Genomic DNA, 14,839 nt, shown 5'->3' with positions numbered 1-14,839 from the left:
AGTCTAGGGTCGCTGGAAGGTGCTTAACTCAATACAACGGACTCTGTATGAAACGGCGCTTTAGCTACTATGCAGGCTAGAAAGCGATGAAACGTACGGAAAATTCACTGCAATCAGCTGTCTTAATCAGCGCCAGGGAAAGGTGATACATGTATGTCCGACCTCGATATTTTGAGTGATGAAGAGCGCGAAGCCATCAATGAAGCGATGCAAGCGCCGGATGTGCCTGCGCAACAGCGGGTGCTGATCGTCGATGATGACAAAGACACTCGCGAGGTATTGGCTGAGCTTCTCAGTCTCAATGGCATCAGTTGCCTCACGGCGGCCCGTGGCAGCACCGCGTTGAAGTTGCTTGAAAGCCGTAAATCCATCGGTTTACTGATCACTGACCTGAACATGGCGCCCTGCAGCGGTCTGGACTTGATCCGTCAGGTGCGTGAGTCCGAGCGTGCGGCGCTGCCGATTATCATTATTTCCGGCGAAGCTGACGTAGAGGACGCTATTGCGGCGATGCACCTGAGCGTGGTGGATTTCTTGCTCAAACCGATCGATACCAAGCATCTGGTGGAGTTGATCACGCGTGAGCTGGGGATGGGGTGATGCGGTGCGGTGTGTCAGGTACACCGCGTCCAGCCATTCGCAGGCAAGCCTGCTCCCACAGAGGTTGTGTCTAGCTCAAGCGAATGCGGCATGTCAGACATGCCGCATTCTGCAGATTACAGCCCGTTTTTAGCCTTGAACTCACGACGACGACGATGCAATACCGGCTCGGTGTAGCCGTTCGGCTGTTTGGTGCCTTCGATGACCAGCTCGAGCGCCGCCTGGAACGCGATATTGCTATCGAAATCCGGGGCCAGTGGGCGATACAGCGGGTCGTTGGCGTTCTGCCGGTCGACCACCGGTGCCATACGCTTGAGGCTTTCCAGCACTTGCGCCTGGTTGACCACGCCATGGCGCAGCCAGTTGGCGATGTGCTGACTGGAGATGCGTAGCGTGGCGCGGTCTTCCATCAAGCCGATATCGTTGATGTCCGGCACTTTCGAACAACCGACACCCTGATCGATCCAGCGCACTACATAACCGAGGATGCCTTGGGCGTTGTTGTCCAGTTCGTTCTGGATCTCGTCAGGCGACCAGTTGGTGTTGGGTGCCAGTGGAATGGTCAGGATGTCGTCGACGGAGGCGCGACCGCGTTTGGCCAGTTCGGCCTGGCGGGCGAACACGTCGACCTTGTGGTAATGCAGCGCGTGCAATGCGGCGGCGGTCGGCGAAGGTACCCAGGCGGTGTTGGCGCCCGCCAGCGGGTGAGCGATTTTCTGCTCGAGCATCGCGGCCATCAGGTCAGGCATGGCCCACATGCCTTTACCGATCTGTGCACGACCTTGCAGGCCGCTGCTCAAGCCGATATCGACGTTCCAGTTTTCGTAAGCAGCAATCCATTTCTCGGCTTTCATCTGCGCTTTGCGCACCACCGGGCCGGCTTCCATGGAGGTATGGATTTCGTCGCCGGTGCGGTCGAGGAAGCCAGTGTTGATGAACACCACGCGCTCACTGGCGGCCTTGATGCAAGCCTTGAGGTTGACCGTGGTCCGCCGTTCCTCGTCCATGATCCCGACTTTGAGCGTGTTGCGCGGCAGGTTCAGGACCTCTTCGATGCGACCGAACAGCTCATTGGTGAACGCCGCTTCTTCCGGGCCGTGCATTTTCGGTTTGACGATATAGACCGAACCGGTGCGGCTGTTCTTGCGCAGGCTTTTGCCGTTGAGGCTGTGGATCGCCGCGAGGCTGGTGATCAGGCCGTCGAGAATACCTTCCGGGACTTCGTTGCCGTCTTTGTCGAGAATCGCGTCGATGGTCATCAGATGACCAACGTTACGCACGAACAGCAGGGAGCGGCCATGCAGGCTTACTTCGCTGCCATTGGGAGCGGTATAAGTGCGGTCGGCGTTCATGGTGCGGGTGAAGGTCTCGCCGCCCTTGGACACTTGTTCGGCCAGATCGCCCTTCATCAGGCCCAGCCAATTGCGGTACACCACCACTTTATCGTCAGCATCGACGGCAGCGATGGAATCTTCGCAGTCCATGATGGTGGTCAGCGCCGCTTCCATCAGCACGTCTTTGACACCTGCGGCATCGGTCTGGCCGATGGGGCTGGCGGCATCGATCTGGATTTCGAAATGCAGACCGTTGTGCTTGAGCAGGATGGCGGTGGGTGCTGACGCCTGACCATGGAAACCGATCAGTTGCGCGTCGTCTTTCAAGCCGCTGCTTTTCAATTCAGAGCTGCTGCCGCCTTGCAAGGCGACAGCCAATTTCCCGTCGACGATAGTGTAACGGGTGGAATCGACGTGTGAGCCAGCAGCCAATGGCGCGGCTTCGTCGAGGAAGGCGCGGGCGAAGGCGATGACTTTGTCACCACGGACCTTGTTGTAGCCTTTGCCTTTTTCCGCGCCGCCGGCTTCGCTGATGGCATCGGTGCCGTACAACGCGTCGTACAGTGAACCCCAACGCGCATTCGAGGCGTTGAGGGCAAAGCGCGCATTCATGACCGGCACGACCAGTTGCGGGCCGGCCATACGGGCGATTTCATCGTCGACGTTTTGCGTCGTCGCCTGGAAATCCGCCGCTTCTGGCAGCAGATAACCGATTTCTTGCAGGAAGGCTTTGTAAGCCGCAGCGTCGTGCGCAACGCCCGCGCGAGACTGGTGCCAGGCATCGATCCGCGCCTGGAAGTCATTACGTTTGGCGAGTAGGGCTTTGTTCTTCGGCGCGAGGTCATTGATGATCTTTTCTGCACCGGCCCAGAACTTTTCGGCGTCGAGGCCGGTTCCAGGGATGGCTTCGTTATTCACGAAGTCGAACAGGACTTTGGCGACCTGCAGGCCACCGACTTGAACGTGTTCAGTCATTGCTTGCCTCACTCTGCTCAGCTATTCAGCTTTTCATCGATCAAACGTTATGTAGTGCTCGCCGCGGCATACTACATGAGAGTCGCGGTTGTGAAAATCAGACTAAATACGTCACTGAGCGACCAATATCTATGCACGGGTCACTCTGGGGGACAGGATGTTCTCAAAAATTATAAGGATTGTTCCAGGTAATAATAAAAACAGTACACGGTTTGTTTTCAGCGCCCGTGATTTCCCCTCGGCCAAAGCACGTTGGCAGACGTTGCCTATACTTGACCGACAGCTTGGCAAACCCTGATTTGTCGTCGCTTGGGCCCTTACAACTTAGCCCCATGCAGAATAAGAGGAATCGACCGTGGATCATCTCGTCATCACCGTGTTTGCTCCCGATCAGCCTGGCCAGGTCGAACGGATCGCTGAATGCATTGCCGAGCATGGCGGCAACTGGCTGGAAAGCCGTATGTCGCGGATGGCTGGCCAATTCGCCGGGATATTAAGAGTCGGCGTGCCCGCCGAAGCTTTCGATGAGTTGGTAGATGCCTTGCAGGCCTTGTCGGTACACGGCATCCGGGTATTGATCGCGCAGAGCGGCGTTGAGCAGTCTTGCACCTGGAAGCCAATCGCGATGGAGCTGGTGGGTAATGATCGGCCGGGTATCGTGCGTGATATCACGCGCCTGCTCGCTGAACATGGCGTCAACCTCGAACGACTGGTGACCGATGTCAGGCCGGCACCGATGAGCAGCGAGCCGCTGTTTCATGCCGAAGCGATTCTCGCGGTGCCGCTGACGTTGTCTCTGGATGTGCTGCAGAAACGTCTGGAAAATCTGGCGGATGATTTGATGGTCGAGCTGGTGTTGCGTGCTGAAGTCTAATCGCCGTCGACGCTGGAAAAGGTTATCCAAGTTATACGTGCACCTGCCTGTGGATAACCTGGGGAGACAGGGCTGCGGCCCATGACCATCAAGGCTTTGCCGAAGTTGATCAAAAAACCAGCAGTTTCAACGGCTTGTGCACAAATAGGTTGAACGAGGCTGTGGATAACCTCTGGAGAGATCCCCGCAAGCCACAGGTAGTGTGGCTTGCAGGGCTTTGTACGTTTTTTGATCAGCTGCGGCGGCGTGAGCGCAGCCAGATATCAACGCTATAAACCGCCAATCCAGTCCAGATAAACGCAAACGCTAGCAGGGTACTGGCTGCCAAGTGCTCGCCATACACCAGAACCGCCAGCGCCAAGACCAGGGTCGGCGCGATGTATTGCAGGAAGCCCAGCGTGGTGTACGGCAAATGACGCGCCGCTGCGTTGAAGCAGATCAGCGGCATGACCGTGATCGGGCCTGCGGCCGCCAGCCACCACGCCTGAGAGGTCGTCCAGAAACTGGCCTGAGCGCTGACCGCCATTGGATTGAGCAACAACCAGCCAATCGCCAGTGGCACCAACAGCCAGGTTTCCACCACCAGCCCCGGCAACGCTGCCACCGGTGCTTTCTTGCGGATCAGCCCGTAGAAACTAAAGCTCAGCGCCAGCACCAGTGAAACCCACGGCAGACTACCGACCTGCCAGACCTGCTGCGCGACTCCGACGGCGGCCAGGCCGACCGCCAGCCATTGCAGAGGACGCAGACGCTCGCCCAACAGCAGCATGCCCAGCAGCACATTCACCAACGGATTGATGTAATAGCCAAGGCTGGCTTCAACCATGCGCCCGTTGTTCACCGCCCACACATACGTCAGCCAATTGGCCGCGATCAAGGAGCCGCTGAGCGTGAGAATCGCCAGGCGGCGCGGGTTGTCCCGCAACTCACGCCACCAGTCCGGATGTTTCCAGACCAACAGCAATAGCGAGCCGCACAGCGCCGACCACAGCACGCGATGGACAATGATTTCGATGGAAGGGACGGCAGCGATGGCTTTGAAATAAAGCGGAAACAGACCCCAAGTGATGTAGGCGGTAAGGCCCAGAATGTACCCGCGACGCGGGTTGGCGGCTTGCATGCTTGTTCCTTAGGCAGCTAATTATTATGCGGTGTGTCGTCAGCAGGCGCCGCTGCTCTGAGGGCGTGGCGCCTGTCTTGATGGGTTAGAACAACTTCAAGGGCTCTTCATTGAGCGCCGACAGTTGCTCGCGCAAAGCCAGTACCTGGTCGCCCCAATAACGCTCGGTACCAAACCACGGGAAGCTGTGTGGGAACGCCGGGTCGTCCCAGCGCCGTGCGAGCCATGCGCTGTAGTGCATCAGGCGCAGCGCGCGCAAGGGTTCGATCAATGCCAGCTCGCGAGGGTTGAAGTCATGGAATTCGCTGTAGCCATCCATCAGTTCTGACAGCTGGCTCAGGCACTCCTGACGATCACCCGCCAGCATCATCCAGATATCTTGTGCCGCCGGACCCATGCGGCAGTCATCGAGGTCGACGATGTGGAACATCTCATCGCGGCACATCATGTTGCCGGGGTGGCAATCGCCGTGCATGCGGATGTTCTGATGCGGCGTGGCGGCATATACATCTTCGACCCGCTTGAGCAGATCGCGGGCGACCGACTCGTAGGCCGGTAACAGGCTGCGCGGGATGACGTTGTTTTCCAGCAGAAAGGTCAGCGAATCGTGGCCGAAGTTTTTCACGCCCAAGGCTTCGCGGTGTTCAAACGGACGGGTCGCGCCCACCGCGTGCAGGCGGCCGAGCAATTGGCCCAGGCGATACAGTTGATCCAGGTTGCCAGGCTCCGGTGCCCGGCCGCCGCGACGTGGAAACAGGGTGAAGCGGAAGCCAGCGTGTTCGAACAGGGTTTCGCCGTTGTGCACCATCGGCGCCACCACCGGCACATCGACCCCGGCCAACTCGAAGGTGAAGCTGTGTTCTTCGAGGATGGCTTCGTTGGTCCAGCGATGCGGCCGATAGAACTTTGCGATCAGCGGCTCGCCGTCTTCGATGCCAACCTGATAGACGCGGTTTTCATAACTGTTGAGCGCGAGTACGCGGGCGTCGCTGAGAAAGCCGATGCTTTCGACAGCGTCCAGCACCAGATCAGGCGTGAGTGTTGCAAACGGGTGGGCCATGCTTACTCCTGCGCGCAGCAGGCTGCCGCGTCGGGCCCGTCATGGTAACGCAACGCGGTGTGCCTGACACACCGCTTCCTATATCGCTATCGCAGGCAAGCCTGCGAAGCTTTTCTACTCCAATGCCTTCCAGATATCGTTCGAATATTCACGAATGGTTCGGTCCGATGAGAACCAGCCCATCCGCGCGGTATTCAGCACGGCTGAGCGCCACCAGTTTTCGGGGTCATGCCACAGCGCTTCGACCCTGGTCTGAGCCTGCCAATAGGATTCGAAGTCGGCACAGACCAAAAAGCGGTCGTAAGCGATCAATTGATCGATCAAGCCGGCATAGCGGTTGGGATCATCCGGCGAGAACACCCCGCCGCGAATCGCTTCCAGCACATCATTGAGTCGTGGCGAGCTGGCGATATCGGCTGCGGCGCTGTAGTCGCCGATGAGCTTGCGCTCTTCGACCTGCGCCGACGTGAGGCCGAAGATGAACATGTGCTCAAGCCCGATCTGCTCACTCATCTCCACGTTGGCGCCATCGAGGGTGCCGATGGTCAGGGCGCCGTTGAGGCCGAATTTCATGTTGCTGGTGCCGGAGGCTTCCAGGCCTGCGGTGGAGATTTGCTCCGACAGGTCGGCGGCCGGGATGATGCTTTCCGCCAAACTGACGTTGTAGTTGGGTATGAATACTACTTTTAGCCTGCCGCGCAGAGTCGGGTCGTTGTTTACGGTGCGGGCGATGTCGTTGGACAGCTTGATGATCATCTTGGCCGTGTGATAGCTGGCGGCCGCCTTGCCGGCAAAAATCTTGACCCGTGGCACCCAGCCAGTACTCGGTTCAGCCCGCATCGCTTGATACAGGGCGACGGTGTGAAACAGGTTGAGCAATTGGCGCTTGTATTCGTGGATACGTTTGACCTGAACGTCGAACATCGCCTCAGGGTTGACCGTAATTCCCAGACGTTCGTGAATGATGTGTGCCAACGCTCTTTTGCTTTTCAGACGCTGTTCGGCGAACTCTTTGCGGAACGAGGACTTCTCGGCATATGGCTCAAGCTCGATCAGGCGTGATTCGGCGTTATCAAGAACGTCTGAGCCCAAGGCTTCGACCAGCATGCCGGTCAGTGACGGGTTGGCTTGATGCAGCCAGCGTCGGAACGTGATGCCGTTGGTTTTGTTGTTGATCCGATTGGGGTACAGCTTGTGCAACTCGGCGAACACGGTCTGGCGCATCAATTGGGTGTGCAATGCCGACACGCCGTTGGTGCTGTGCGAGCCGAGGAACGCCAGATTGCCCATACGCACCCGACGACCGTTGTCTTCTTCGATCAAAGACACCGCGCGCAGCACATCGAAGTCGTGGATGCCTTTGGCGCGCAACTCGTCGATGTGCAGGGCATTGATCAGGTAAATGATCTGCATGTGGCGCGGCAGCATCCGCTCCATCAGACCCACCGACCACGTTTCCAGCGCCTCGGGCAGCAAGGTGTGGTTGGTGTAGGCCAGGGTGTCGACGGTGATTTTCCAGGCCGAGTCCCACGGGATGCCATGGGTGTCGATCAGCAGCCGCATCAATTCCGCGACGGCAATCGAAGGGTGGGTGTCGTTCATCTGGATCGCGGCGTGATCGGCCAGCGAGAGCAGGGACTCGTGCATGTTCAAATGGCGTCGCAACAAGTCCTGCAGCGACGCGGAAACGAAAAAGTACTCCTGGCGCAGACGCAATTCCTGACCTGCTTCGGTGCTGTCGTTGGGGTACAGTACACGGGAAATACTTTCTGCCCGGACGACTTCGGCCACAGCGCCAAAGTGATCGCCGGCATTGAAGCGCTCAAGGTGCAGGTCTTCTATTGCCCGTGCCCGCCACAAGCGCAGGGTATTGACGCTCGAGCCGCGCCAGCCGACCACGGGAGTGTCGTAGGCCACGGCGCGCACCACCTCTGCTGGGCGCCAGACTTGCCGCTGTTCACCGGCTTCGTTATCCAGCGTTTCGACGCTGCCGCTGAAGCCGATCGGGTAGATCACTTCTGGCCGTTCGAATTCCCATGGGTTGCCGAAGTCCAGCCAGTTCTCGGTTTGCTCCTGCTGCCAGCCATCGACGACGGCCTGACGGAACAAGCCGTGCTCGTAACGAATGCCGTAACCATGGGATGCGACCCCGAGGGTCGACATGCTCTCCATGAAGCAGGCGGCCAGGCGACCGAGGCCGCCGTTGCCCAGCGCGGCATCGGGTTCGAGCAAGCGGATCCGTTCCAGGTCTACACCCAGCTCGGTCAAGGCCTGTCGGGCGATGTCCAGCAGGCCAAGGTTGCTCAGGCTGTCGTAGAGCAGGCGGCCGATCAGAAACTCGAGGGAAAGGTAATAAACCCGCTTCTGGCCTTTGCGGTAAATTTGTCGAGTATGGTCCATCCAGTGTTCGACCATATGGTCGCGGGCGGCCAGTGCAATGGCTTCGAACCAGTCATGATCGAACGCATGATCCGGGTCTTTACCCACCGCATAAGTGAGTTTGGCGAGTACGGCGGCGCGGAAAGCGGCCACCTCGGCTTCTCGAACAAGCGGTTCCTCTGACATCAATGCGACCTCTAACGAGCAGACGAATAACGAGCGGGATGTTTTACTCTAGACGTTTCGACACAAGTCCGGCTTTGTGGTTCGCGAGTAATTGTAATTGGTAAATGGCTTGCATTGATCGTTCCATTGCGATCACCCCTTGTCTCTCTAAGGGAATGATCATTCCTCGATTCGGGTTTATGATGCCCAACGGCAGAATAAATAGAAGCCCCTGAAACGCCGCCTTTGGAGCACCTATGCAGACTTTGTACCCACAGATCAAACCTTACGCCCGGCACGATCTGGCCGTGGAAAAGCCTCATGTGCTGTACGTCGATGAAAGTGGTTCGCCCAAAGGTTTGCCAGTGGTTTACATCCACGGCGGGCCGGGTGCCGGGTGCGATGCCCAGAGCCGTCGGTTTTTTGACCCGAATATGTACCGAATCGTTACCTTCGATCAGCGCGGCTGTGGTCGCTCCACCCCTCATGCCAGCCTGGAGAACAACACCACTTGGCATTTGGTCGAAGACCTGGAGCGGATTCGTCTGCACCTGGGCATCGAAAAATGGGTGCTGTTCGGCGGCTCCTGGGGTTCGACCCTGGCGCTGGCTTATGCCCAGACCCATCCCGAGCGCGTGCATGCGTTGATCCTGCGCGGCATCTTTTTGTGCCGGCCGCAGGAAATCGAATGGTTCTATCAGTCGGGCGCCAGCCGCATGTTCCCTGACTACTGGCAAGACTATCTGGCGCCGATTCCGCTGGACGAGCGCGGCGACTTGCTCAGCGCTTTCCACAAGCGTCTGACCGGTAACGACCAGATCGCCCAGATGCATGCGGCCAAGGCCTGGTCGACCTGGGAAGGGCGCACCGCGACGTTGCGCCCCAACCCGCTGGTGGTCGATCGCTTCTCGGAGCCGCAGCGCGCGCTGTCCATCGCACGCATCGAGTGCCATTACTTCACCAACAACGGGTTCCTCGAAGAGAATCAGCTGATTCGCGACATGCCGAAGATCGCCCATTTGCCGGGCATCATCGTGCATGGTCGCTACGACGTGATCTGCCCGCTGGACAACGCCTGGGAGCTGCATCAAGCCTGGCCGAACAGTGAACTGCAGGTGATTCGCGATGCCGGGCACGCGGCGTCTGAGCCGTGCATCACTGATGCGTTGGTGCGTGCGGCCAACCAGATTGGCCGGCGCTTGCTCGATTTGCCGCCTGAAGAAGCGTGAAGGGTCTGCTATGAAAGGCCTGTTACAGCGCGTGAGTGGTGCCCGGGTCGAGGTGGCGGGTGAAAGTGTGGGTGCCATTGATCGGGGTTTGTTGGTATTGATCGGGGTCGAACCTCAAGACACGCGGGCCAGCGCCGACAAACTGTTACACAAGTTGCTGAACTATCGGGTATTTAGCGACACCGACGGCAAAATGAACCTGTCGCTCAGTGATATCGGCGGGGGTTTGCTGCTGGTGTCGCAGTTCACCCTGGCCGCGGATACCAAAAGCGGCCTGCGTCCGAGCTTTTCCAAAGCCGCGCCGCCCGCGCTGGGGGCTGAGCTGTTCGACTATCTATTGGCGCAGGCTAAAGTCATGCACCAAATGGTCGCGGCGGGCCAATTTGGTGCGGATATGCAGGTCCACCTGGTCAATGATGGCCCTGTGACGTTTTTGCTTGAGAGCTAAACGGTCGTTTACCGTGGGTCGCCCGGATTTATTAGGTGAAAAAGCAATAAATACTTCATCGGACATGATGCGTTGTAACGCTGCCTACTAGATAATCGCGCGCTACGGGAATCAGCGTTCGTTGACCCAATTGTATAGCCAGAGGCTGGTCTGCCACCGTTTGGGGAATTCTTAAGCCCTTTCGGAGTCGGAACAATGCTCGCCAACCCGGCACTTGATAGCTGGCCGTTGGTTTTATGATCTGTTTTTCGGCGAGGGTTGCTCGTGATTGTTAGTCCCTGTATTGCTCCAATGACACCCGGTAAGCGGTTACGCAGCGTCCTATTAGCTGGCTCGGCACTGATCTGCCTGCTTGGATCGAGCTCGCTTTGGGCGTTCGATCTTGAAGATGTCGCGACCAAGGCCAAAGACCTGGCCGGGCAGAAGTACGAAGCTCCGAAGAGCAATCTGCCGAACGAATTCCGCGACATGAAGTTCGCCGACTATCAGAAAATCCGTTTCCGTGAAGACAAGGCAGAGTGGGCGGCAGACAAGACGCTGTTCAAATTGTCCTTCTATCACCAGGGCATGCACTTCGACACGCCAGTCAAGATCAATGAAATCACGGCGACCGATGTCCAGGAGATCAAATACGACCCGAGTCGGTTTGACTTCGGCGACGTGAAGGTCGACCCAAAGTCGACCGAACAGCTCGGTTATGCGGGCTTTCGCGTGCTGTACCCGCTTAACAAAGATGACAAAAACGATGAAATCATGACCATGTTGGGCGCCAGCTACTTCCGGGTAGTGGGTAAAGGCCAGGTCTATGGTTTGTCCGCGCGTGGCATGGCAGTCGATACCGCATTGCCGTCGGGCGAAGAATTCCCGCGTTTCACCGAGTTCTGGATCGAGCGTCCGAAACCAACCGACAAGCAACTCGTGATCTACGCCTTGCTCGACTCGCCGCGTGCGACCGGTGCTTATCAGTTGACCCTGCGCCCTGGCACCGACTCCGTAGTCGATGTCAAATCGCGCATGTTCCTGCGTGACAAGGTCACCAAGCTGGGCGTCGCTCCGCTGACCAGCATGTTCCTGTTTGGTGCCAACCAGCCCTCCAAAGTGCTGAACTATCGTCGCGAACTGCACGATTCCAGCGGCCTGTCGATCAAGGCGGCCAACGGTGAGTGGATCTGGCGTCCGTTGAACAACCCGAAACACCTGTCTGTCAGCAACTTCTCGGTCGAGAACCCGCGTGGTTTCGGTCTGCTTCAGCGTGGCCGTAAGTTCAGCCATTACGAGGACCTCGACGACCGTTACGACAAACGTCCGAGCGGCTGGATCGAGCCAAAAGGCGATTGGGGCAAGGGCACCGTCGATCTGGTCGAAATTCCGACGGCCGATGAAACCAACGACAATATCGTAGCGTTCTGGAACCCGGAAAAGTTGCCTGAGCCAGGCCAGCCGCTGGATTTCAGCTATCGTTTGCATTGGACCATGGACGAAGCTGCCCTCCATTCGCCTGATCTGGGCTGGGTCAAGCAGACCTTGCGTTCTACCGGCGACGTCAAACAGTCCAACCTGATCCGTCAGCCGGATGGCAGCGGGGCATTTCTGGTCGACTTTGAAGGTTCGGTATTGGCGACATTGCCTGCGGATGCACCCGTTCGTAGTCAGGTGACCACCGATGACAACACCGATCTGCTTGAAAACAACTTGCGTTACAACCCTGAAACCAAGGGCTGGCGTTTGACGCTGCGGATCAAGGTCAAGGATTCCAAGAAGCCGATCGAAATGCGTGCGGCTCTGCTCAGGGATGTGGCTGCAGAACCGGCCAAGGAGTTTACCGCCGCTGTTGTGAGTAAAGCGGACAAGGTTGCCAGGGCAGAGAAAAAGGAAAAACAGACACAGACTCCGCAGCCTGAAGCCGAGACTGCCCCTATTAATCCGGAACCGGCCAATAATGTGCAAATATTGACCGAGACCTGGAGCTACCAGTTGCCTGCCGATGAGTAATTCCCAGTCCGTGCCAGTGTCTCTGACCGAGTACCTGGCACATTTGCCGATGAGCGATGCGCAACGTGCGGAACTCGCAAGTTGCACCTCGTTCACCGAGCTGCATGAGCGTCTTTCAGCGCAGCCGATCACCGATGCCGTCGACGCTGCTCAGGCTTCGGTGGGTCGTCGCCTGACATTGACCACCGCTGCCGAGCTGGAAGAGGCTGAAATGCTCGTCCTCGACGCCGGCGGTCGGGTCAGCCTGAAAGCTACGCCGCCGATTCGTCGTACCAAGGTCATCCCCGAGCCATGGCGCACCAATATTCTGGTGCGTGGCTGGCGCCGATTGACGGGGCGTACAAACGCTCCTGAGCCGGACAAGCGCGAGCTGCCCTCGGCACGCTGGCGTTTCGTCGGTTCCTTGCGTCGCTACATCCTGCTGGTGCTGATGCTGGGTCAAACCATCGTCGCCAGCTGGTACATGAAAGGGATCATGCCTTATCAAGGCTGGTCCTTCGTTTCACTGGATGAAATCACTCACCAGACATTGCTCCAGACTGCTGTGCAAGTGCTGCCCTATGCCTTGCAGACCAGTATTCTGCTGTTGTTCGGGATTCTGTTCTGCTGGGTGTCGGCGGGTTTCTGGACCGCGCTGATGGGCTTTCTCGAATTGCTCACCGGGCATGACAAATACCGTATCTCCGGTGCCAGCGCAGGCAACGAGCCCATCGAAGTCGGTGCCCGCACCGCCATCGTGATGCCGATCTGCAACGAAGACGTCCCGCGTGTGTTCGCAGGTTTGCGCGCTACCTTCGAATCGGTGGCTGCCACGGGGGATCTGGATCGCTTCGACTTTTTCGTCCTCAGCGACACCAACGACACGGATATTGCTGTCGCCGAACAGCAAGCCTGGCTTGAGGTCTGCCGTGAAAGCAAAGGCTTCGGCAAGATTTTCTATCGCCGCCGTCGCCGTCGTGTAAAACGCAAAAGCGGCAACCTCGACGACTTCTGCCGCCGCTGGGGCGGTGATTACCGTTACATGGTCGTGCTCGATGCCGACAGTGTCATGAGCGGTGAATGCCTGACCAGTCTGGTGCGCTTGATGGAAGCCACGCCGGACGCCGGGATCATCCAGACCGCGCCACGGGCGTCGGGCATGGACACGCTGTATGCGCGCATGCAGCAATTCGCCACGCGTGTGTATGGGCCGCTTTTCACCGCCGGTCTGCACTTCTGGCAGTTGGGCGAATCCCACTATTGGGGCCATAACGCGATCATCCGCATGAAGCCGTTCATCGAGCACTGCGCCTTGGCGCCGTTGCCCGGTAAAGGTGCGTTCGCCGGTGCGATCCTGTCCCACGACTTCGTCGAAGCCGCGCTGATGCGCCGTGCCGGTTGGGGCGTGTGGATTGCCTACGATCTACCGGGCAGCTATGAAGAATTGCCGCCCAACTTGCTGGACGAACTCAAACGCGACCGTCGCTGGTGCCACGGTAACCTGATGAACTTCCGGCTGTTCCTGGTCAAGGGCATGCACCCGGTACACCGTGCGGTGTTCCTGACCGGGGTGATGTCGTACCTGTCGGCGCCGTTGTGGTTCTTCTTCCTCGTGCTGTCGACGGCTTTGCTGGCGGTCAACACGCTGATGGAGCCGCAGTACTTCATGGAGCCACGCCAGCTGTATCCGCTGTGGCCGCAATGGCATCCGGACAAGGCAGTCGCGCTGTTCTCGACCACCATCGTGTTGCTGTTCCTGCCTAAGCTGCTCAGTATCATTCTGATCTGGGCCAAGGGCGCGGAAGGGTTTGGCGGGCGCATCAAAGTGACCCTGTCCATGTTGATGGAAATGCTGTTCTCGGTGCTGTTGGCGCCGGTACGCATGCTGTTCCACACCCGTTTCGTACTGGCCGCGTTCCTCGGTTGGGCCGCGACCTGGAACTCGCCGCAACGTGACGATGACTCCACGCCATGGGGCGAAGCGGTCAAGCGCCACGGTCCGCAAACCCTGCTGGGTTTGTGCTGGGGACTGTTGGTCGCCTCGCTGAACCCGAGCTTCCTCTGGTGGCTGGCGCCAATTGTCGGTTCGTTGATGCTGTCGATTCCGGTCTCGGTGATTTCCAGCCGTGTCGGGCTGGGCCTCAAGGCTCGGGACGAGAAGTTATTCCTGATCCCTGAGGAGTACGCGCCGCCACAAGAGCTGATCGCGACTGATCACTACACCCATGAAAACCGTTGGCATGCATTGAAACAGGGCTTCATCCGGGCCGTAGTCGATCCGCAACAGAACGCATTGGCGTGCGCCTTGGCCACGTCGCGGCACACACAGGCCGAACCGGTTGAATGGACACGCATCGAGCGGGTTCGTCAGGCGCTGAAAGCCGGTCCGGAAAAGCTCAGTAACCAAGAGCGTCTGATGCTGTTGAGTGACCCGGTGGTGCTGGCGCGTCTGCATGAGCAGGTCTGGAGCGAAGGCCACCCCGAGTGGCTTGCCGCCTGGCGGCAGTCGATCGCAGCCGATCCGCATGCGCCTCTGTTGCCATTGCAGCCCGCCACGCATCCAGCGGGACACCAACTGGCCAACGCTTGATAGCGCGGTAAAAAAACAGCGCCCTTGAGGGAAACTTCAAGGGCGTTTTTTTATGAGCGGATACCGTGTCGTCCCCCTTCGCGAATGAATTCGC

General features: G+C 58.4%; 10 protein-coding genes. 6 read left to right on the top strand and 4 right to left on the bottom strand.

Annotation, left to right across the window (positions count from 1 at the left end):
* The first annotated feature begins 153 nt into the window (after positions 1-153).
* A complete protein-coding gene (locus AC1MEE_RS23835) occupies positions 154-600 on the top strand; it encodes a response regulator (protein ID WP_480411971.1) in 447 nt (148 codons plus the stop codon).
* Positions 601-716: 116 nt separating this feature from the next.
* On the opposite strand, the gene AC1MEE_RS23830 is transcribed toward AC1MEE_RS23835, so the two are convergent.
* A complete protein-coding gene (locus AC1MEE_RS23830; RefSeq protein ID WP_480411970.1) occupies positions 717-2,909 on the bottom strand; it encodes a malate synthase G in 2,193 nt (730 codons plus the stop codon).
* A gap of 355 nt (positions 2,910-3,264) precedes the next feature.
* Between AC1MEE_RS23830 and AC1MEE_RS23825 the strand changes: the two genes are divergently transcribed.
* The gene (locus tag AC1MEE_RS23825; protein WP_480411969.1) at positions 3,265-3,783 is read left to right on the top strand and encodes a glycine cleavage system transcriptional repressor; all 519 of its coding nucleotides are present in this window, start codon (positions 3,265-3,267) and stop codon (positions 3,781-3,783) included.
* A 232-nt stretch (positions 3,784-4,015) separates the two neighbouring features.
* On the opposite strand, the gene rarD is transcribed toward AC1MEE_RS23825, so the two are convergent.
* The 3 genes from rarD to AC1MEE_RS23810 all read right to left on the bottom strand — a co-directional run bounded on the left by rarD (position 4,016) and on the right by AC1MEE_RS23810 (position 8,528).
* Entirely contained in the window at positions 4,016-4,903 is an 888-nt protein-coding gene (gene rarD, locus AC1MEE_RS23820; protein ID WP_480411968.1) for an EamA family transporter RarD, read from the bottom strand.
* Positions 4,904-4,988: 85 nt separating this feature from the next.
* Complete coding sequence (locus AC1MEE_RS23815) at positions 4,989-5,963, bottom strand: serine/threonine protein kinase (protein ID WP_480411967.1); 975 nt, start codon at positions 5,961-5,963, stop codon at positions 4,989-4,991.
* A gap of 114 nt (positions 5,964-6,077) precedes the next feature.
* Positions 6,078-8,528 (bottom strand): glycogen/starch/alpha-glucan phosphorylase, encoded by a 2,451-nt coding sequence (locus tag AC1MEE_RS23810; protein WP_480411966.1) that lies wholly within the window; start codon positions 8,526-8,528, stop codon positions 6,078-6,080.
* Between the two features lie 236 nt (positions 8,529-8,764).
* Between AC1MEE_RS23810 and pip the strand changes: the two genes are divergently transcribed.
* The 4 genes from pip to mdoH all read left to right on the top strand — a co-directional run bounded on the left by pip (position 8,765) and on the right by mdoH (position 14,745).
* Positions 8,765-9,736, top strand: a complete 972-nt coding sequence (gene pip / locus AC1MEE_RS23805) for a prolyl aminopeptidase (RefSeq protein ID WP_480411965.1) — start codon at positions 8,765-8,767, stop codon at positions 9,734-9,736.
* Between the two features lie 10 nt (positions 9,737-9,746).
* Positions 9,747-10,184: a D-aminoacyl-tRNA deacylase gene (dtd, locus tag AC1MEE_RS23800; protein ID WP_480411964.1), complete on the top strand. Its 438-nt coding sequence runs from the start codon at positions 9,747-9,749 to the stop codon at positions 10,182-10,184.
* A 264-nt stretch (positions 10,185-10,448) separates the two neighbouring features.
* A complete protein-coding gene (locus AC1MEE_RS23795; protein WP_480411963.1) occupies positions 10,449-12,176 on the top strand; it encodes a glucan biosynthesis protein G in 1,728 nt (575 codons plus the stop codon).
* Positions 12,169-14,745: a glucans biosynthesis glucosyltransferase MdoH gene (gene mdoH, locus AC1MEE_RS23790; RefSeq protein WP_480411962.1), complete on the top strand. Its 2,577-nt coding sequence runs from the start codon at positions 12,169-12,171 to the stop codon at positions 14,743-14,745. Before AC1MEE_RS23795 ends, mdoH begins: the two co-directional genes overlap by 8 nt.
* Positions 14,746-14,839 lie beyond the last annotated feature (94 nt).

The sequence above is a fragment of the Pseudomonas sp. ASL3 genome, assembly GCF_056680425.1.
This window is presented reverse-complemented; position numbering and strand designations above follow the sequence as displayed.

Bases quoted from the DNA above. Each gene is read 5' to 3' on its own strand.
- AC1MEE_RS23835 (WP_480411971.1), top strand. From the start codon at position 154: ATGTCCGACCTCGATATTTTGAGTGATGAAGAGCGCGAAGCCATCAAT.
- AC1MEE_RS23830 (WP_480411970.1), bottom strand. From the start codon at position 2,909: ATGACTGAACACGTTCAAGTCGGTGGCCTGCAGGTCGCCAAAGTCCTG.
- rarD (WP_480411968.1), bottom strand. From the start codon at position 4,903: ATGCAAGCCGCCAACCCGCGTCGCGGGTACATTCTGGGCCTTACCGCC.
- AC1MEE_RS23815 (WP_480411967.1), bottom strand. From the start codon at position 5,963: ATGGCCCACCCGTTTGCAACACTCACGCCTGATCTGGTGCTGGACGCT.
- AC1MEE_RS23810 (WP_480411966.1), bottom strand. From the start codon at position 8,528: ATGTCAGAGGAACCGCTTGTTCGAGAAGCCGAGGTGGCCGCTTTCCGC.
- pip (WP_480411965.1), top strand. From the start codon at position 8,765: ATGCAGACTTTGTACCCACAGATCAAACCTTACGCCCGGCACGATCTG.
- dtd (WP_480411964.1), top strand. From the start codon at position 9,747: ATGAAAGGCCTGTTACAGCGCGTGAGTGGTGCCCGGGTCGAGGTGGCG.
- mdoH (WP_480411962.1), top strand. From the start codon at position 12,169: ATGAGTAATTCCCAGTCCGTGCCAGTGTCTCTGACCGAGTACCTGGCA.